This is a genomic window from Neorhizobium sp. BETTINA12A, assembly GCF_023006485.1.
Classification (GTDB): domain Bacteria; phylum Pseudomonadota; class Alphaproteobacteria; order Rhizobiales; family Rhizobiaceae; genus Neorhizobium.
Genome location: NZ_JALBGW010000089.1, coordinates 1 through 19460, shown reverse-complemented (window position 1 = coordinate 19460; position 19460 = coordinate 1). Strand labels below are relative to the sequence as shown.

The 19460-nt window shown below is 62.1% G+C and carries 18 protein-coding genes; 5 read left to right on the top strand and 13 right to left on the bottom strand.

Features of this window, described 5'->3' with window-relative positions:
* On the top strand, positions 1-1660 hold a 1660-nt coding region (locus MOV61_RS19595; RefSeq protein ID WP_247137770.1), incomplete at its 5' end, for an autotransporter outer membrane beta-barrel domain-containing protein.
* Between the two features lie 36 nt (positions 1661-1696).
* On the opposite strand, the gene MOV61_RS19590 is transcribed toward MOV61_RS19595, so the two are convergent.
* The 13 genes from MOV61_RS19590 to MOV61_RS19530 all read right to left on the bottom strand — a co-directional run bounded on the left by MOV61_RS19590 (position 1697) and on the right by MOV61_RS19530 (position 15182).
* Positions 1697-2518: a galactosyl transferase gene (locus tag MOV61_RS19590; protein ID WP_247137769.1), complete on the bottom strand. Its 822-nt coding sequence runs from the start codon at positions 2516-2518 to the stop codon at positions 1697-1699.
* Positions 2519-2549: 31 nt separating this feature from the next.
* On the bottom strand, positions 2550-3548 hold the full coding sequence (locus MOV61_RS19585) for a polysaccharide pyruvyl transferase family protein (protein ID WP_247137768.1): 999 nt from the start codon (positions 3546-3548) through the stop codon (positions 2550-2552).
* Positions 3549-3588: 40 nt separating this feature from the next.
* Positions 3589-5070, bottom strand: a complete 1482-nt coding sequence (locus MOV61_RS19580) for a lipopolysaccharide biosynthesis protein (protein WP_247137767.1) — start codon at positions 5068-5070, stop codon at positions 3589-3591.
* Positions 5071-5551: 481 nt separating this feature from the next.
* Positions 5552-6559: a N(2)-acetyl-L-2,4-diaminobutanoate deacetylase DoeB gene (doeB, locus tag MOV61_RS19575; protein WP_247137766.1), complete on the bottom strand. Its 1008-nt coding sequence runs from the start codon at positions 6557-6559 to the stop codon at positions 5552-5554.
* A 7-nt stretch (positions 6560-6566) separates the two neighbouring features.
* A complete protein-coding gene (gene doeA, locus MOV61_RS19570; protein WP_247137765.1) occupies positions 6567-7748 on the bottom strand; it encodes an ectoine hydrolase DoeA in 1182 nt (393 codons plus the stop codon).
* A 33-nt stretch (positions 7749-7781) separates the two neighbouring features.
* Positions 7782-8774: an ectoine utilization protein EutC gene (gene eutC / locus MOV61_RS19565; protein WP_247137764.1), complete on the bottom strand. Its 993-nt coding sequence runs from the start codon at positions 8772-8774 to the stop codon at positions 7782-7784.
* On the bottom strand, positions 8771-9772 hold the full coding sequence (gene eutB, locus MOV61_RS19560) for a hydroxyectoine utilization dehydratase EutB (protein WP_247137763.1): 1002 nt from the start codon (positions 9770-9772) through the stop codon (positions 8771-8773). The genes eutC and eutB overlap by 4 nt, the downstream gene beginning before the upstream one ends.
* Positions 9773-9776: 4 nt before the next feature.
* Positions 9777-10553 carry an ectoine utilization protein EutA gene (gene eutA, locus MOV61_RS19555; RefSeq protein ID WP_247137762.1) on the bottom strand — a complete coding sequence of 259 codons (777 nt, stop codon included), beginning with the start codon at positions 10551-10553 and terminating at the stop codon, positions 9777-9779.
* Between the two features lies 1 nt (position 10554).
* Positions 10555-11214, bottom strand: a complete 660-nt coding sequence (ehuD, locus tag MOV61_RS19550; protein WP_247137761.1) for an ectoine/hydroxyectoine ABC transporter permease subunit EhuD — start codon at positions 11212-11214, stop codon at positions 10555-10557.
* A gap of 2 nt (positions 11215-11216) precedes the next feature.
* Positions 11217-11876 (bottom strand): ectoine/hydroxyectoine ABC transporter permease subunit EhuC, encoded by a 660-nt coding sequence (ehuC, locus tag MOV61_RS19545; RefSeq protein WP_041365856.1) that lies wholly within the window; start codon positions 11874-11876, stop codon positions 11217-11219.
* Between the two features lie 106 nt (positions 11877-11982).
* Complete coding sequence (gene ehuB / locus MOV61_RS19540; protein WP_247137760.1) at positions 11983-12828, bottom strand: ectoine/hydroxyectoine ABC transporter substrate-binding protein EhuB; 846 nt, start codon at positions 12826-12828, stop codon at positions 11983-11985.
* A gap of 60 nt (positions 12829-12888) precedes the next feature.
* Entirely contained in the window at positions 12889-13674 is a 786-nt protein-coding gene (ehuA, locus tag MOV61_RS19535) for an ectoine/hydroxyectoine ABC transporter ATP-binding protein EhuA (RefSeq protein WP_040125472.1), read from the bottom strand.
* Between the two features lie 122 nt (positions 13675-13796).
* Positions 13797-15182, bottom strand: coding sequence for a PLP-dependent aminotransferase family protein (locus tag MOV61_RS19530; protein WP_247137759.1), 1386 nt, complete (start codon positions 15180-15182; stop codon positions 13797-13799).
* 88 nt (positions 15183-15270) lie between these two features.
* Here MOV61_RS19530 and MOV61_RS19525 point away from each other — a divergent pair, with 88 nt between their 5' ends.
* The 4 genes from MOV61_RS19525 to MOV61_RS19510 all read left to right on the top strand — a co-directional run.
* Entirely contained in the window at positions 15271-15765 is a 495-nt protein-coding gene (locus MOV61_RS19525) for an Lrp/AsnC family transcriptional regulator (protein WP_247137758.1), read from the top strand.
* A 119-nt stretch (positions 15766-15884) separates the two neighbouring features.
* Positions 15885-17381, top strand: a complete 1497-nt coding sequence (locus tag MOV61_RS19520) for an NAD-dependent succinate-semialdehyde dehydrogenase (protein ID WP_247137757.1) — start codon at positions 15885-15887, stop codon at positions 17379-17381.
* Between the two features lie 29 nt (positions 17382-17410).
* Positions 17411-18790 (top strand): aspartate aminotransferase family protein, encoded by a 1380-nt coding sequence (locus MOV61_RS19515; protein WP_247137756.1) that lies wholly within the window; start codon positions 17411-17413, stop codon positions 18788-18790.
* A 13-nt stretch (positions 18791-18803) separates the two neighbouring features.
* A partial coding sequence (locus MOV61_RS19510; protein WP_247137755.1) for an alcohol dehydrogenase catalytic domain-containing protein occupies positions 18804-19460 on the top strand: 657 nt, incomplete at its 3' end.

Here is a 19460-nt window from a genome sequence, read left to right as displayed (position 1 = left end):
GGCTCCGGCGATCCGCAGCCTGGCCGGCAGCGGCTCCGTGTTGCTCGGGGCCCAAACCCTGACGATCACCAATGCCAACGACACGTTCGCCGGCGTCATCGGCGGCACGGGCGGTCTGACCGTCACCGGCGGCAGCCAGACGCTTTCGGGCGTCAACACCTATACCGGCGCGACGACGGTGAGCGGCGGCAGGCTTGCCGTCCACGGCTCGATCACCAGTCCGGTCGCGACATCCGGGGCCGGCATTCTCGGCGGCACCGGCACCATCTTCGGCGATGTGACCAATGCCGGCGTGGTGGCGCCTGGCAATTCGATCGGCACGCTGACGATCGCCGGCAACTATACCGGCACAGGCGGAACACTCGCGATCGAAACCGTGCTCGGCGGCGACGCCTCGCCGACCGACCGGCTCGTGGTGACGGGCAATACCGCAGGCACGACCAATGTCACGGTCACCAATCTCGGCGGCGGTGGTGGGCAGACCGTCGAGGGCATCAAGATCGTCGATGTCGGAGGCGCGTCCGCGGGCTCATTTTCGCTGCTCGGCGACTATGTGTTCGAAGGCGATCAGGCCGTGGTCGGCGGAGCCTATGCCTATCGGCTCTACCAGGGCGGCGTCAGCACGCCTGCCGACGGCGACTGGTATCTCCGTTCGGCCCTGCTCAATCCCGCCGGCGCCGCGATCGGAGTGGTCTATGCGCCGGGCGTGCCGCTCTACGAGAGCTACGCCGGCGTGCTGCAGACCCTCAACGAATTCGGCACGCTACGCCAGCGCACCAGCGGTCGGGCACTCGACGAGGGGCAAGCGGAGAATGATCCCGCCAAGGCGATCTGGACCCGCATCGACGGCACGCATGCGCATTTCAATCCGAAAACCTCGACCACCGGCACCGAATACGACGTGGACACCTGGACGATGCAGGCGGGGATCGACGGGATGGTGCATGAAAGCGGGAGCGGCGCACTGATCGGCGGCGTCAGCTTTCATGTCGATACAGCCTCGGCGGACGTCTCATCGCGCTTTGGCAAGGGCAATATCGATACAACGGGCTATGGCTTCGACGGCACCTTGACCTGGTACGGCAATAGCGGCTTCTACGTCGATACTCAGGCTGCTTTGACCTGGTACGACAGCGATCTCAAATCCTCGACCCTTAACGCCACGCTTGCCAGCGGCAATGACGGCTTCGGTTATGGCCTCAGCGTCGAAGCCGGACAGAAGATCGCCCTGACGCGCCAGTGGTCGCTGACGCCGCAGGCGCAACTGGCCTATTCCTCCGTGCGCTTCGACCGTTTCACCGACCGCTATGGCGCCGTCGTCTCGCTGGACGATGCCGACAGCCTGACCGGCCGCCTCGGCATCTCGGCCGATTACGACAGCGACTGGAAGGACGCCACCGGACAGATCAGCCGCGCGAAGTTCTACGGCATCGCCAATCTCTATTACGACTTTCTCGACGGCTCGAATGTCGATGTCTCCGGGATCAGCGTCGTCAGCAAAAACCAGCCGCTCTGGGGCGGCCTCAGCCTGGGCGGCTCGCTCAGCTGGTCCAACGACCGGTATTCAGTCCACGCGGAAGCCTTCACCGGCACGAGCCTCAAGGACTTCGGCGACAGCAACGCCATCGGTGCGAAGGTCGGGTTTAGCATGAAGTGGTAGCGAGACCGGTGCCTGTCGACCGGGACGCCGCGATATCTACTCCGTCTTTCCGGCGGAAAGCCCAAAAAACTCTTTTCTGTATCCCGCCGACAGCGGTCGGAGCTTCGTCAAATTTTTGAGAATCCGGACAGGTTGCCTGAGAACGTTCCTGTTCAGGAAATACATATGGACCAGGCTCGGAGCCTTGCTGTGTGATCCCTTGTGGGCGACGCGGTAGACGGCGCCCCGGAAGGGTAGCGCGTTCAAGGGCGTACCGCGTTCGGTCAGAATTGATTCTATACGGACATGGCTGCCGAGCATGTCCTTGATCCATTGGAGTGAAACGTCTTCCGCCTTGGATGGCAGTCCGTAGAGGTCCGAGCGGATGATCAGCGAGGTTCCGCAATAGTGGTTGAACTGGTCGCGGCACAACAGAATGCTGCCGCCGTCGTCCCAGATATAGCCCTTGTCGATCGTCCAGCCGTTCTCGTTCTGGTGCCGGGCGGCGTATTCGGTAATTCTAGCGCTGACAAAATCGTCGTCGTCGACGATCATGAAGAAGCGACAATCGCGGGCCGTGAGCATGCCCGCAAGCACGCGGCGGCCTTTGTCGGCGCGGAATGAATCGAGAAAATCCTCTTCCGTGGCATCGCCACGCTCGTGGATGTCGTTCGGCGGAAAGTCCACCCATGCCACCGAGAACTTGTCCGGCAGGACCGGAAGATCGGCGCCCCTGTTGGCGACAATCACCCCCCGCCAATCGGGACTGGTCTGGTTGGCGATGGACGCCACCGTCTGCGTCAGATTTCGCTTCAGGATGCTCCAGTCACGTGCGTTGTCCTGGTGCCTGACGGGAATGATGAAGGTGATAACGCTCATGACAGCCTCCAGTCGTTGATCTCAGGCGCGATCATGCCGCGACACCTGCCTGTTCTTTTGCCCATCTGATGCCGTCGTCGAGCGACGTCGCCTTGTAGGAAAGATCGGTACCTCCTGAAAAGGCATTCATGAATCGGCGGATTTTCCCGTAATTGTTGTCGAGCACCGCATGGCGGCGGCCGATGAGAAGCGAGCAGATATGCACATGCAGGCGGTCGGTCACGATGGCCCCGCCACGGGAAATCTGCCGTATGCCGCGCTGGAAGCGGTTGTTGGCCGCGGCGTCCAGTTTACGCAGCCGCATTTCGGAAGGGGTGAAATGCAGCAGTGCCGAGGCTGCTCCGAGCGCTTTCGCAACCCGTACCTTCGACCGGCTCTCGGTAATCCAATCTTCCTTCGGGATGTCCGGATAGGCGGAAAAGTCAACGGTCCCGACCTGCTCCTTGTCCTGGCGGAGCATCGCAAGCACGGGAAATTCCGGCGCAGCGGGCTCTATGCTGCCGATGCAGAAGGCCATGTCCGGGCACAGAAGGACCTGGCAATCAAAATTTTCCTTGGCGAACTGAAACGATTCCTCATCGCGCACCAGCAGCACGAAATTCTTGTGCTTGCCGATCGCGCGCTTGCTTTGCTCCAGCCGCTCCGGAGACTTGTAGTGAATCGACTGCGGAAACTGGACGATCTGCCGGTCGGGAAACAGCTCCATCACGCGCTCCCGGAAATCCTGGTGAAATACCCAGATATCGCCGAAATTGCCGCCCCCGTGGATGAAGATCGGACCGTTCGGGGCAGAAGTTTTAAGTTCATCCGGCGAAAAATCGTCGGTCGTGCAGACATAGGAAGGCCGCTTTGCGTAACGCTTCTGCAAATAGGCCATTTCTCCCAGCCAGATCGCGGAATCTCCGCAATTCCTGATGTCGGGAAAGTCCAGTATCGCTATCGGTTCATCAGGGCGGATGAACTGTTTAAGGCAATCGTGGGTCCTGTCCTGAAGCTTGGCGATAAGCTCGGATTGCTGAACGGGTGACATTACGCCTCTCTTTCAAAAGTTAGAACGACAAGTCCCGCGATCAGGCGTGACTGACTTTGGACAACACCTTGGAAGCGATCTTTCTGACTTCAGTCTCCGGACCATTTGGACGATCCATAACCAGCCAGAGAAAGATGCTGGAGCCGCAATAGAGAACGCCTCCAAGGCAAATAAGGGCGGCAAGTTGTAGAACAAGTCCGGTATGCGTGGTCTCAATTCCCATGTAGCGATCAGCGAGCGAGACGCCGGCAGCCATGACCGCCGAGCTGGCAAGCGCCCTGAAATTTGCCCATAGCTGGGCGGTGACCGAGACATTTATGAAGCGCTTCACGATCACCATGTTCACAAACGCGCTGAAGAGGCCGGTGAGCACCCGGCTGAAGATCAGCCCCGGAAGCCCCCAGAACACCAGGCCGATCGTGATCACCGGGATCCGGACAAGAAGCATCTGCGCGTCGCGGATGAACAGGTTCCGGGTTTGCCCCAGCGCCATGCCGAGAGGCTGATTGAGAGATCCCAGTGTCTGCAGCGCATAAACAGAGGCCAGCGCCTGGATGATGAAAATCACCGGAAGCCATTTTTCACCAAGCACCAGCCTGACCAGGGGATCTGCGATGACCGCCATCCCTATGCCGGCGGGTAACGCGACCGCCGTCAGCAACGCCTGCGTTCGCTGATAGGCTGCGGCGAGACGCGCAGGATCATGGCGGACATTGGCAAAAGCGGGGTAGATGGTGGCGGTCAGAGGCGCCGTCGCTTCGCGCGTGGGCGTCATGGCGAGCTGCCCGCCAAGCGAATAATATCCAAGGGCCGAACCCGTCAACAGCTTGCCGATCAGCAGGTAATCGAAACGCCAATTAAGGGTGTTGACGATCTGCCCGGCGGTAATCCAGATCGAGAACGAAAAGAATTCGCGCATATGGGAAAAGGTGACCCGGGGGCGGAACGGCAGGATAAAATAGGATGCCACAACGTTGGTGATCTGCATCACCAACGTGCCGACCACAAGCGCCCAATAGGTTTGATAGATGACGGCGATGGCGACGGTCGCCACAAATCCGGCAACCTTCTGGGCAACGTTGAGCACGAATTCCTGCCAGAAAATCAACTCCCGCTGGAGCATGATCCGTCGCGGATTGGCGAACCCGTTTATGAGGAGGCTAAGGCTCAAAACAAGAAGGACGCCGAAAAGGCGCGGCTCGTCGTAGATGAGGGAAGCCGGATAGGCGAAGGCGGCGAATAGGACGCACAATATCAGACCGCGCGTTGCAGCCAGTGTCCATGCGGCGCTGAAATGGGATTCCCCGGGAGCCTCGTGGCGGATGAGCGCCTCGTTCAAGGAAAGCTCAGTTATCGTCGTCACGATGGCGAGCATCGTCGTCGCAAGCGCAACCAAGCCAAAATCCGACGGCAAGAGATACCACGCCAGAACGATGGTGCTGAGGGTCGACAACCCGTTGACGATGATCCTCGAGAGGGAGACCCAGAGACTTCCCGTTACCAGGCGATCAGCAATGCTCATGGCCGACCTCTTCGCAACAAATACCGATCGTATGTGAGCGACATCATTCCATAGCTACCCTTTTTCGTGGAGTTTCGGCCCCTTTTCAAGCCGCGAGAAGGCTGTGCCGTCTTGCCGCAAGCGCCGGTTTCGCGCACATGATGCGTGAGATCTCCTTGCCGCATTCGAAGGGCGGGCTATCTGCTGGACACTTCGGTCATCGAGTTCTCCATGCAATTTTTCCCTTGTCGTTTACCTCGTTCAGCAGCGCGATCCGGAAGCCATGGCCAAGGCTTAAGACCGCTGACAATCTAGTTGGCGGGAAATGATGTTGGTTTTGTGGTGCCCTTCGCAAGTGCGAAAGAACCTGCGCGCGCGGCCGCGATCCAAGGCGGCATCACCTGCGATTTGCGCGCATCCGGCTTTGATCCAAGCTCGGAATATATTCGCTCCGCCGCCTTCATAACGAAGCGGCGGAGCAGAAAAACAGTTTTCGATTACGTCAGCTGACGACGACGGCGATGACGACCACACAGTCGCCGGCCTTGATCAATCCCGGGAAATGCCGGGCGCACAGGATGCCGCCCATCTTCGCGCGAATTTCACGGGGAGCTGCGCCGGTCCGTCCGGTTGGGTAGATGCGGGCCACAACGGCGCCTTCGCCAACCTCATCTCCGAGATCGAAGACGGGCTCGATCAGTCCATCTTCCTCGGCGAAGGAAAAGCAATTGCCGTCCGGCATGTCGAGCCAGGTCGTCGGCATGACTTCCGCGCTGCCCGCGACGATGCCTGCATGGCGCAGCACGTTGATGACGCCGCGCTTGGCGATCCCTGCGCTTTTCGCCGTCGCCGTGCCGCCGCCGCCAAGCTCCGTGGTGATGAAGACCTTGCCCATCTCCTCGGCGGCCGTGTCGTACATGCCGACCGCGTCGATCTCGAGCATCTTCATCGAATAGGGCGCCGAAAACGCCTTCACCAGCTCGAAGGCGCGGGCCTCCTGTTCCTTGTCGGGCAGGATATGGGCAGCGCAGAAGGGCAGGAAATCGAGCGTCCTGCCGCCGGAGTGAAAGTCGAGGACGACGTCGGCCCGGGGCAGCAGATTGCGCTGGAAATAATCGGCGATCTTCTGCGTTACCGTGCCGTCCGGGCGACCGGGAAAGCTGCGGTTCAGGTTGCCCTTGTCGATCGGCGACGTTCGCGTTCCGGCTAGGAATGCCGGGTAGTTCATCGCCGGAACGATGATCACCGTGCCGCTGACACCCTCCGGTTTGAGGCTGCGGGCCAGATCGAAGAGTGCAATCGGCCCTTCGTATTCGTCGCCGTGATTGCCGCCGGTCAAGAGCGCCACGGGCCCCTTGCCGTTGCGGATAACCGTAAGCGGGATCATCACCGATCCCCAGGCGGAATCGTCGCGGCTATAGGGCAGCCGCAGGAAACCGTGCTGCACGCCGTCGGCGTCGAAGTCCACCGTCGGGCTGATCGGCGACGGTCGCAAGGCGTTCTCGCTCATGGCTGTCTCAATCCTTGACCATCAGCTTGCGCGGCACGTTGGCGAAGCATTCGACCCCGGTGTCGGTGATGAGGATGCTCTCGGTTGTCTCGAAACCCATGTCCTCGAGCCAGAGGCCGGTCATGAAATGGAAGGTCATGCCAGGTTTCAGCTCGGTGCGGTCGCCGGGGCGCAGGCTCATGGTGCGCTCGCCCCAGTCCGGCGGATAGGACAGGCCGATCGGATAACCGGTGCGGTTGTCCTTGACGATCCCGTATTTCCTGAGCACGGCGAAGAAGGCATTGGCGATGTCCTCACAGGTATTGCCGGGCTTGGCCACCGCAAGACCTGCCTCCATGCCCTCTAGCGTCGCCTTTTCCGCGTCGAGGAAGGCCTGCGTCGGCTTACCGAGGAAAACCGTGCGCGACAGCGGCACGTGATAGCGATTATAGCAGCCGGCGATCTCGAAGAAGGTGCCTTCCCCCCTCTTCATCGGCCGGTCGTCCCAGGTCAGGTGCGGCGCGGAGGCTTCGACACCTGACGGCAAGAGCGGCACGATCGCCGGATAATCGCCGCCGATGCCGTCGACGCCGCGGGTGCCTGCGTCGTAGATTTCGGCGACCAGATCGCATTTGCGCATGCCGACCTCGATCTTGTCGAAGATACGGGCATGCATCGCCTCGACGATCCGCGCGGCGTTGCGCATGTATTTGATCTCGGTTTCGCTTTTCACCGCACGCTGCCAGTTCACGAGCGCGGTCGCATCCACGAAACGGGCGTTCGGCAGATGTTTCTGCAGCGAGGCGAAGGCAGCCGCGGAGAACCAGTAATTGTCCATCTCGACGCCGATCGTCAGCGTGCCGAAGCCGCGATCCGTCAGGATACCGGAGAGATAATCCATCGGGTGTCGCTCGGTCGACTGCACGTAATGATCGGGATAGCCGACGATATTTTCCTGGCTGAGATAGGAAGTCAGCTTGGCACCGTTGGCGTCCTGGCCGCGGCCGAACCAGACCGGTTCGCCGGACGGCGGCACGATGACGGCCTGATGCACATAAAACGACCAGCCGTCATAACCCGTCAGCCAGGCCATGTTTGATGGATCGCTGACGATCAGGAGGTCGACCCCCTTCGCCTCCATGGCATGCCGGGTCTTTTCCAGCCGCGCGGCATATTCCCCACGCGAGAATTTGAGATTGGGCTGGGTCATGTTTCTTCCCTTCTTATCCGGCGCAAGGCCGGCTTAGCTTTCAAATGCGGTGCCAGCGCCGGCGGCATCCGCCCGCGCGAAGGCGAGCGTGGCGATGGCGGTATCCTGGATGCCGGTCCCGGTGAGGTCGGCGAGTGTGATCTGTCCTGCGTTTTCGCGTCCGGGGCGGATGCCGGCGATGACTTGCCCAAGCTCGGAAAATTCGGCATCCGGTGAAATGAGCCCGGCCTTGACGGCATGATGCAGTTCCCCGAGCCGGCGCGTCTGTTTCAGGCTGTCGGCGACGTAGACATCGACCTTGGCGATGGCTGCCGGGTCGATCTCGTTCTTGTGTTCGGCATCCGAACCCATGGCGGTCACATGCTGGCCAGGCTGGAGCCATTCCGCCTTCAGGATCGGGATTTCCGATGGGGTCGTCGTGACAACGATATCGGCATCGGCGACGGCGATCTCAGGATCGGCCTCGGCCGTTACTGTGATCCCGAGCCTGATCGTCAATTCCGCGGCAACGGTTTTGGCTTTCCCGAGGTCGCGCGCCCAGATGCGCGCCTCACGAATCGGCCGGACCAGCGCCAAAGCCTCCAGTTGCAACCGCGCCTGCATGCCTGCGCCAAAAATCGCCGCAACGGCCGAGTCCGGACGCGAAAGATGTTTTGCCGCAACTGCGCCCGCCGCAGCCGTCCGGATATCGGTCAGATAACCGTTGTCGAGCAACAGCGCCTGCACGAGACCCATGCGGCTGGACAGCAGGACCATCATGCCATTCGTGCTGGGCAGGCCGATCTTCGGATTGTCGAAGAAGCCCGGGCTGATCTTGATGGCGAACCCTTCGATACCCGGCACATAGGCCGTCTTTACATCCACCTCGCCGCGATGTTCGGGAATATCGAGGCGCAGGATCGGCGGCATGGCGACCGGCTTGGTGGCGAGCGCATGGAAAGCGTCCTCGACGCAGCCGACTGCTTCGCCGTCGAGCGGAACAAGCTTGCGCAGATCCTTTTCGGTGAGAATGACGATCCGGCTCATGCGGCGTCCTTTCCATGGATGGCGTCACCGTTGATCACCCGCCGGTGCTGTTCCATGTCGATATTGCGGCCGGAAAGGAGTGCGACGATGGCCCCAAGGCTTTTGACCTTTCCGGCAAGCAGCGCCCCGATGCCGACAGCGGCGGCGCCTTCGACCACCTCGCGCTCGACCGAATAGGCATGTGCGATGCCGGCTGCAATTTCCGCTTCGGAGAGAAGGACGACATCGTCGAGAAGATCCCGGCACATCGCGAACGTCACGCGGTTATCAAGCCCGATGCCGCCCCCGAGCGAATCCGCAAGGCTCGGCACTTCCTCGACCAGAACCGGCCTGCCCGCATCCAGGCTCGCCTTCATTGCCGCGCCGCGCTCCATCGTCAGGCCGATGACCCGCGCCTGCGGCCTCAGTCCCTTCACCGCGGCAGCGATGCCGGCGGCAAGCCCGCCGCCGGACAGCGGCACCAGAACTGTTCCGATCTCCGGCACCTGTTCGACGATCTCAAGACCGAGGGTACCCTGCCCCGCCACGACGGCCGGATGATCGAAAGGCGGCACCATGACCAGCCCCTCTTCTGCCACCAGCCTGTCCACCTCTTCCTGCGCTTCGTCCTGCGAACGTCCGATGATGCGCACGCGCGCACCGAGGCGGCGGATTTCCGCGACCTTGTTTTCCGGCACCAGCGACGACATGCAGATGGTTGCGACGGCACCTTCCGCTCTCGCGGCAAAGGCGAGCGCCCGCCCGTGATTGCCTGTGGAGGCCGCCACCACACCGCGCGTCCGCTCCTCCGGCGTCAGCGAAAGGATGGCGTTCGTCGCACCGCGCAGCTTGAAGCTGCCGGTGGTCTGATGGTGTTCGAGCTTCAGATGGACCGGTACGCCCATCCGCTCGCTTAGAACGACCGATGCCGCCATCGGCGTCCGGCACACGCGGCCATCGATGCGGACCGCGGCGGCGCGGATATCGTCAAGTTGAACCGGCAAGGTCTTCCCGCTCATGGTCTCAGCCTTCCGGATAGGGCTTGGTCATCAGCGTGCCCAGTTCAGGACGCGATGCCATTTCCCCGCAAAGCCGCAGGCAGGCCCAGCTGGTGGCAAGGTTGCTGCTGACGACAGGCCTGCCAATCTCGGCTTCGATACGGGCCGCGACTTGTGCAGCCCGGACCGCGGTGCAGGAGATGAAAAGCGCCTGCGAAACCGGTGCGATTGCATCGCGGGCGAGCGAAACGATTTCGTCCGGTGCAATGCGCGCCATTTCGCGGTCGTCGTCGAAACCCAGGCAGGTAAACCTGTCGATCGTGAAGCCGAGACCGGCGAAATAATCGGCCATCGGCCGGCTCGTCTCCACGGTGTAGGGCGTCAGGATCGAAATTCGGCTTGCACCGATAGCCCGCAGGCCTTTTACGGCCGCAGCCGTCGGCGTCACCACGCGAACGCCGGGTTTGGCGGCGCGGATCGCCTCCTCGATGCGGGCATCGCCGATGACCACGGAGGCGGACGTGCAGGAATACATGACCGCATCCAGCGTCTCGCCCGGCAAGATCAACGAGGCGCCCTCGGTCAGCACCGGCTGCATCCTGAGGAGATTTTCAGGCGTCGTCGGATTGGCATACGGGATGCGGTTGACATAAACGCCGATGCGGTCGCTCGCGACCATGCGCTGGAAGTCGACCTCCGTCGTATGGTCGGTGGCCAGGATCACCAGACCGATGCGTTTCTGAAGCGGGCGATCGTCCAGTCGCGGCTTTCGGCCGGCGAGGCTTATCTCAACGGAAGTCATCTCAGTCGTCCATCCTGGCATAACGTTCCTCCAGCCAGCGCAGCCCCAGGACCGAGATCAGGCTGACCACGAGGAAGAAGACGCCGACGAGCGTCATCGGCTCGATATAGCGATAGTTGCTGTTGGCGATGCTCTTTGCCTGGTTCATCAGCTCCAGCACGGTGATGGCCGAAAGCAGCGGCGTTTCCTTGAACATCGCGATGAAATAGTTGGCGAGCGCCGGGATCATCGGCGGCACCGCCTGGGGCAGGATGACGTGGATCCAGGCCTGCCTTGTCGTGAGATTGGCCGCCTTTGCCGCTTCCCACTGGCCACGCGGCACATTCTCGATGCCGGCGCGATAGACCTCGGCGGTATAGGTGGCATAGTGGACGCCGATTCCGATGACGCCGGCGACCAGCGGCGAGAGGCGGATGCCGATATCCGGCAGCACGTAGAAAATGAAATAGAGCTGCACGAGAAGCGGCGTGCCGCGGATGAATTCCGAAACGAAGCCGACCGTGCGCGAGACCGCGGTGATCGGCGAGCGGCGCACGATGGCAAGAGCCAGACCGATCACCGCCGCGACGGCCGCACCGAGGACGGTCGCCAGGAGAGTGATCTTGAACCCTTCGAGAAGGGTCGGCATGATCTGCCAGACGAAATCCCAATCCCACTCCATGGTCAGGTCCTCACGCCGTCGAGGCTGCGCGTCACCCGCCGCTCCAGCCAGCGCATCACCGTGGAAATCGCCCAGGCCATGACGAAGTAGAGAAAGAGGATCGTCGCGAAGGGAATGAGCGTATTGCCGGTCTGGGCACGGACGACCTGCGCCTGGAAGGTGAGGTCCGTCAGCGAGATCAGCGAGACTACGGCCGTGCCCTTCAAAAGCTCGATGGCGTTGTTGCAGAAGGTGGGCAGCATCAGCGGCAGCGCCTGCGGCAGGATGACATGGCGCATCCGCTGAAAGCGGGAGAGATTGAGGGCGATGCAGGCCTCGGTCTGTTCTCGCCCGACCGCCTTCACGGCACCGCGCACAACTTCTGCCCCGTAAGCCCCGACATTCAGCCCCAAAGCCAGAACGCCCGCCTGAAGCGGCGTGAGGGTGAGGCCCGCGAAGGGAAGGACGAAATAGACCCAGAAGAGCTGGACGAAGATCGAGGTGCCCCGGAAGAACTCGATATAGGTCGTCGCAAGCGCCCGCACGGCAAAGAAGCGCGAAAGCCGCCCGAGGCCGGCCAGGAAAGCCATCACCAGCGCCAGAGCCGAACCCATAACGGTCAGCTGCAGCGTTACCAGCGCCCCCTCGAGGATCAGCGTCAAATAGCCGGACCAGACCGACATCAGCGGAAACTTCCCATCATCCGAGACAGTGCAGAGACGGCCCAAGGCCATCGCGATCGGTGGCGGAACGGCACATGAGCCGCTCCGTCCACCTCAGTTCGGCCGTTTACTGGGCGGCAGTGCATTGCTTGTCGCGAGTGGTCGAGATGGCTGCCTTGGCGGAGAAACCATAGGGTTCGATAAGCTTGGCAAACTCACCCGATTCCTTCAGCTTCTTGAGCTCCCCATCAAACGCATCGCGGAGGGCGACGTCCTGCTTTCGGAAGGCCGCGCCATCGCAATACACCGGCGCGCCGACCACCGGTGCGACGACTTCGAGATTCGAATCCTTCGCTTTGTCCAGAAGATCGTGGATCGAAAGGACCGGAAGAGAATAGACGTCGATGCGGCCATCCTGGAGCATCTTGATGCCGCTCTGCCCATCCGGCACGACGATGACGCGCTCACGCGGCACGCCAGCCTGCAGGGCCAGCTTCTCCTCGGTGCCGCCACCCGGGGCGCCGATCTTGGCATTCGTATTGTTGGCAATGTCCTTGTAGCTCGTCAGCTTCAGCGGGTTGCCTTTCCTGAGGGCGAATGCTTCCGCATCGCAAAGGATCGGCTCGGAATAGGCCACCGCGTTGCAGCGTTCCGGCTTCATGAACAGGCCCGCGGTAATCGCATCGTGGCGGCCGGCCTGCAGGCCTGGGATCATCGCACCATATTCGGAGATCGAAGCCACCACCTCCTTGATGCCGAGACGCTCGAAGATGACGCGGGCAACGTCGGGAGCGGCACCCGAAACCTTGCCGTCGGCGCCGACCGCCGTATAGGGCGGCTCATTGGCGATGGCGATACGGGCAAAGCCCTGCTCCTTCAACTGCTTCAGGTCCGCTGCGGATGCAGAAATACCGCCCGCGATGGCGGCGAGGACCGAAATGCTGACGGCCGATGCTAAAATTCTCGTTTTCATTGTTCCCTACTCCTCTGGTTTTTTCCCGATGTCTTCGGGCTGTATCGCTGCCTTTGGCGGTCAGACGCGGTGCCCGGCCGCTATGATCTTGCGCAGGAAAGTCTGGGTGCGCTCCTGCTTCGGGTTCCGGAAAATCTCATCCGGTCCGCCCTCCTCGACGATCTTGCCGCGATCGAAAAACAACACGCGGTCCGCGAAATCATGCGCAAAGCCCATCTCGTGGGTCACCAGCAGCATGGTCATGTCGGTCTCGGCCGCGAGCCGCCTCATGACATTCAGCACCTCCTCGACGAGTTCCGGATCGAGTGCGGATGTCACTTCGTCGAACAGCATGATCTTCGGAGAGAGCGCGAGCGCCCGGGCGATCGCGACACGCTGTTTCTGGCCGCCGGAAAGCTGTGCCGGCACCGCCTTCGCCTTGTCCGCCATGCCGACCATGTCCAGCAGATCCATGGCCCGCTTTTCGGCGTCGGCACGTGTCGCACCCTGGGTGAGCATCGGCGCGAGCGTGACATTGTCGAGGACGCATTTGTGCGGAAACAGATTGAAGTGCTGGAAGACCATGCCGATCTTCTTGCGCATGCGATGCAGGTGGCGCTCGTCTGCGGCAACCAGATCGGCGCCCTTCTTCATGTGATAAAGCTGCTCGCCGTCGACCTCGATATGGCCGCCGCTGATCGATTCCAGCGTCATCAGAATGCGCAGGATCGTCGTCTTGCCTGAGCCGGAAGGGCCGATCAGCGCCAGCTTCTCGCCCGGCATCACATTCATCGACAAACCATCGAGAACGGTCAGTGGGCCGTATCTCTTGACGATGCTGTCGATGCGGATGATGGGCGATGGCATTCATGTCTCTCCCTGTTGAGACAAGCAATGGGTCAACGATGACCGCCTCATGAAATCATGTCAATTCGGAAAATAATATCATGACAATATTTCTCCGCCTGCACAAACGGCAGGCGCTTGCATCAAATCGCAAGCAGCAGCTCTTCGGGGTTTCCCTGCGCCAGCGACGCGACGATTGCGAGCCCAGTGCGCAATTCGCTTTCCGTTGTCGACCCCAGCGAGATGCGCAGGGCCGGCGTCCATCCGTGATCCGTCGTATGGAACGACTTGCCCGGTGCAATGCCCACGCCGCGTAGCCGCGCCTGGGCCACGAAGGCATCTTCGGTGTGACTGCCGGAAAGCGGCAGCCAAACGTGCAGGCTCTGTGGATGCGCTCGATAGGACAGACCCGCCAGCGTCTCGGCGGCGATGGCATGACGGCTGACGAGGGCGCGGCGCTGCCAGTTGACGAGTTCCATGGCGGTGCCGTCGCTGACCCAGCGGGTGGCGATCTCGGCCATTGCGGGCGTTGCCATCCAGTTGGAGACCAGATGCCGGTTGGCAACCGCCGCGACATAACGGTCCGGCGCGACGAGATAACCGATGCGCAGGCCAGGAACGGTGATTTTCGTGAAGCTCGTCACGTAGAGCGTCCGTTCCGGGGCGAAGGCGGCCATCGGCGGCGCACGGCCCTCCACCATGGGACCGAGGACGTCGTTCTCGATGATCGCTATGTCATGCTTGGCGGCCACGGCTGCAAGTGCCTCGCGGCGAGCGGCACTCATCAGAGCCGCCATGGGATTGATGACGGATGGCTGCAGGAAGATCGCCCGGATCGGACCTTTGCGGCAGGCCTCGTCGAGCGCCTCGGGGATCATGCCCTCCTCGTCGATCGCCAGCCCTTCCAGATGCAGGCCGAGATAGGTGGAAAGCGGAACGAGCGTATGATGGCTGACCACTTCCGTGGCGATGGTCGAGCCGGACGGTGCGACGCTCATCAGGGCCACCGTCATTCCCGATGTTGCGCCGTTGGTCACGCTGACATTCAGCGGCGAAACATCCAGGCCGCAGCGTGCCAGCCATTCGGTCGCGATAGCCCGATGGCGGGGGAACACCATATTCGGCCGGAACGACAGGGCCGAACTCGCCGGCAGGTTTTCCGAAAGCCAGGCGAAGGCCTGCCGGAATTTTTCGACATGGATCTGCTCGCAGACCGGCTTCAGGATCGACAGGTCGATGACCTCACCCAGCCGTTCGGGCAGGTAAGGCGGTTCGGGCTCCCGCGCCTGCGTCTGCACGAAGCTGCCCCGCCCGATTTCGCCGGAAATCAGCCCTCGGCGGATAAGATCGTCATAGGCCCGGCTGACCGTCTGGACCGACAGGCCGAGATCGTCCGCCATGCGGCGATGGGTCGGCAGCTTGGTCCCGTTGACGAGCTTTCCTTCCTGGACGGCGCGGGCGATCTGCTCGGCGAGCGAAAGATAGGCCGGTCGGCGGAGCTGGGAGGGATCGGGGCGCCAATTTGTCATGATTTTACTGTGCTTAAAATCAGTTCAATTGACAATGGCAAAACGAATTTTCATTGTCTTCCTCAACAACCGCACGACAGGAAACCATATGAAACTCGACGCCATCGATCTGCGCATTCTCGAGGCGGTCCAAGGTGATGGCCGGATCACCAAGCTCGCGCTCGCCGAAAAGGTCGGCCTTTCGCCGACGCCCTGCTGGATGCGTCTTCGGAAACTGGAAAAGGCAGGCATCATCGCCGGCTATCATGCCCGGCTTGTGCCAAGGAAGATCGCGCCGATCGCCAGCGTCATGGTGGAGATCACGCTCGCCAACCATCGCCAGGGCGATTTCGATCGTTTCGAACGGGTAGTCGCTGCTATCCCTGAGATCACCGCCTGCTGGTCGGTCGGTGGCGGCGTCGATTATATCGCCAAGATCGTGGCCCTCGACATCGACGCCTATCAACGCCTGATCGACGACCTGCTCGATCGCGAACTCGGTATCGAACGTTATTTCACCTATATCGTCACCAAGACGGTGAAGGAGGAAACGGGCGTGCCCGTTACCGCGCTGTTCGAGCCGGATATCGACCAGCGGTCGTAGACAATCTCTCCGCAAGGCCCGGCCAGTTTAGACCATCTCTCTCTTTTTCCCCTCGCGAATGGACAATCTCTCGCATCGGCAAGGCGATACTGGCGCCACGACCGAACGAGGATCTGGCCATGACTGCAGTTTTTGCACGCCCCGCCTATCACGAGGCCCTGATGCGGCTCGCCGACCGCCACCTGCTGCGCGACCTTGCCTATGTGGACGGGCGCTGGGTTGCCGGCGCCGACGGCCAAAGCTTCCAGGTCGCCGACCCCGCTTCCTCCGCAACACTCGCGTGGGTCGCGAGTCTTAGTGCCGAGGAAACCGATTCAGCTATCGATGCTGCCGCGACCGCCTTTCCCGTCTGGCGGGCGAAGTTACCGCAGGAGCGGGCGGCAATCCTGAAGGAATGGCATCGGCTGATGCTCGAAGCCAGGGAGGATCTGGCTCTCTTGATGACGCTGGAGCAGGGCAAGCCGCTTGCCGAATCCCGCGGGGAGATCGACTATGCCGCCTCCTTCATCGAGTGGTATGCCGAGGAAGGAAAGCGGGTTAACGCCGAGAGCGTCACCAGCCATCTTCCGGGCGCCGAAATGATCGTGCGGCGGGAGGCGCTCGGCGTTGCCGGCATCGTCACGCCTTGGAACTTTCCCTCCGCCATGGTCACCCGCAAGGCGGCTGCGGCACTTGCCGCCGGCTGTACGGTCGTCGCGCACCCCTCTTGCGAAACGCCGCTTTCGGCGCTGGCGCTGGCCGAGCTCGGCGAACGGGCGGGAATGCCAGCGGGCGTGTTCAACGTCGTGACCGGCAATGCCGCCAGCATCGTCGGCCGGCTCTGCCAAGATGCGCGGGTGCGGGCGATGAGCTTTACCGGTTCCACAGAGATCGGCCGCCTGATCGCCGCACAATGTGCGCCGACGATGAAGCGGCTGGTGATGGAGCTCGGCGGCCATGCGCCGCTGATCGTGTTCGACGACGCCGACATCGATCGCGCCGCCGATATCGCGGTCGCCGCCAAATTCGCGACCTCCGGCCAGGACTGCCTCGCAGCCAATCGGATTTTCGTGCAGCGATCCATATTCGAGGCCTTCAACGCGGCCTTTGCCAAACGGATTGCCGCCCTGACGGTCGGCAACGGATTGGCGGAGGGCGTCGACATCGGACCGCTGATGCACGAACGAGCCGTAATGAAGGTCGAGGCACAGGTGAAGGATGCGCTCGACAAGGGCGCCAGGCTGCTTGCCGGCGGCAGACGCCACAAGGCCGGTCCGCTTTTCTTCGAGCCGACACTCATCACCAACGTACCGGACGATGCGGTCATCATGCGCGAGGAGACCTTCGGGCCGGTTGCCGCCGTCGCCGTCTTCGACACGGAAGACGAGGTCGTCGCCCGCGCCAATGACACCGAATACGGGCTCGTCGCCTATGTGGTCACCGAAAACGGCGCACGGCAGATGCGCCTCGGGCGCGCGCTCGAATTCGGAATGGTGGCGATCAACCGCGTGAAGATCACCGGCGGGCCTGTTCCTTTCGGCGGCTGGAAACAATCCGGGCTCGGGCGCGAAGGCTCCCGCCACGGCATCGAGGCCTTCACGGAACTCAAATATCTCTGCATCGACACCGCCGGCTGAGCGGTCCCACAACCTTGAAGGAAAAGCCAATGCTCGAAAGAAACAACCAACTCACCGCCTGGGACCGCGATCATTTCTTCCATCCGTCGACCCATATGGGCATGCATGCGCGCGGCGAAACGCCGACGCGGGTGATCGGCAGCGGCGAAGGCGTCTACATCACCGACCGCGACGGCCGCACCAGCCTCGATGCCTTTGCCGGTCTCTACTGCGTCAATGTCGGCTACGGCCGACAGAAAATCGCCGATGCAATCGCCGAACAGGCCCGAAAGCTGGCCTATTACCATGCCTATGTCGGGCACGGCACGGAAGTGTCGATCACGCTCTCCAAGATGATCATCGACCGGGCCCCGGAAGGCATGTCGAGGGTCTATTTTGGTCTTTCCGGCTCCGATGCCAACGAGACCAACATCAAGCTGATCTGGTATTACAACAACGTCCTCGGGCGGCCGGAAAAGAAGAAGATCATCTCGCGCTGGCGCGGCTATCACGGCTCCGGCGTCATGACCGGCAGTCTCACCGGCCTCGAACTCTTCCACAAGGCCTTCGACCTGCCGCGCGTGCCGATCCTGCATACCGAAGCGCCCTATTATTTCCGCCGCCCGGACCGCTCGATGAGCGAGGAACAGTTCTCGCAATATTGTGCCGACAAGCTGGAGGAGATGATCCTTGCGGAAGGCCCGGAGACGATCGCAGCCTTCATCGGCGAGCCCATCCTCGGCACCGGCGGTATCGTACCACCGCCCAGGGGCTATTGGGAAAAGATCCAGGCCGTGCTCCAGAGATACGACATCCTACTCGTCGCCGATGAGGTGGTGACCGGCTTCGGCCGCCTCGGCACGATGTTCGGCTCCGACCATTACGGCATGAAGCCGGACCTCATCACCATCGCCAAAGGCCTGACCTCCGCCTATGCGCCGCTGTCCGGCACGATTGTCTCCGACCGTTTCTGGCAGGTCCTGGTGCAGGGTTCGGACCAGCTCGGCGCGATCGGCCACGGCTGGACCTATTCCTCGCACCCGATCTGCGCGGCGGCCGGCATCGCCAACCTCGAACTGATCGACGAGATGGGATTGGTGCAGAATGCTGCCGAGACCGGAGCCTATTTCCGCTCCGAACTGGCCAAGGCCGTTGCCGGCCACAAGCATGTCGGCGAAGTCCGCGGCGACGGGCTCATGGCCGCCGTGGAATTCGTGGAGGACAAGGACGATTGCAGGTTCTTCGATCCTTCCCAGAAGATCGGCCCACAAATCGCAGCAGCGCTCCTGGAACGTGGCGTCATCGGCCGCGCCATGCCCCAGGGCGACATTCTCGGTTTTGCGCCACCGCTTTGCCTCACCCGCGAGGAAGCGGATATCGTCGTCAAGGCGACGGCCGAGGCGATCGACAGTGTCTTCGCCAACCGCTGACGGGAGAAGACACATGGCCTCTATCCCCGAAACGATGGCCGCCGTCCTCCTGACCGGCCATGGCGGGCTCGACAAGCTCGTCTACAGCCGGGACGTCCCGGTGCCCAGACCTGCCGCCGGCGAGGTCCTCATCCGCGTGGCGGCCTGCGGCATGAACAATACCGATGTCTGGGTGCGCCAGGGCGCCTACGGTACCGAAGAGGATCCCGGCGCCGTTTCTACGTGGCGACGGCAGGGCAATACGCTGACCTTTCCGCGCATCCAAGGCGCCGATACCGTCGGTCACGTGGTTGCCGTCGGAGAGGGTGTCGATCCGACACGGATCGGCGAGCGGGTGATGGTCGATTTCTCCATCTACAACCGCGAGGACGATAGCCTTGCCGACATCGACTACATGGGCCACGGACGCGACGGCGGTTATGCCGAATACATGGCGCTGCCGGCAGAAAACGCCCACGTGATCAACACCACCATGACCGACATCGAGCTTGCGACTTTCTGCTGCGCCTATCTGACCGGCGAGAGAATGCTGGAAAGAGCCAGGCTTTCTGTCGGGGAACGGGTACTCGTCACCGGCGCCTCGGGGGGCGTCGGCTCGGCAATCATTCAGCTTGCGCGGGCGCGCGGCGCGATCCCGATCGCCGTCGCCGGCCCTGGCAAGGAAACCGCC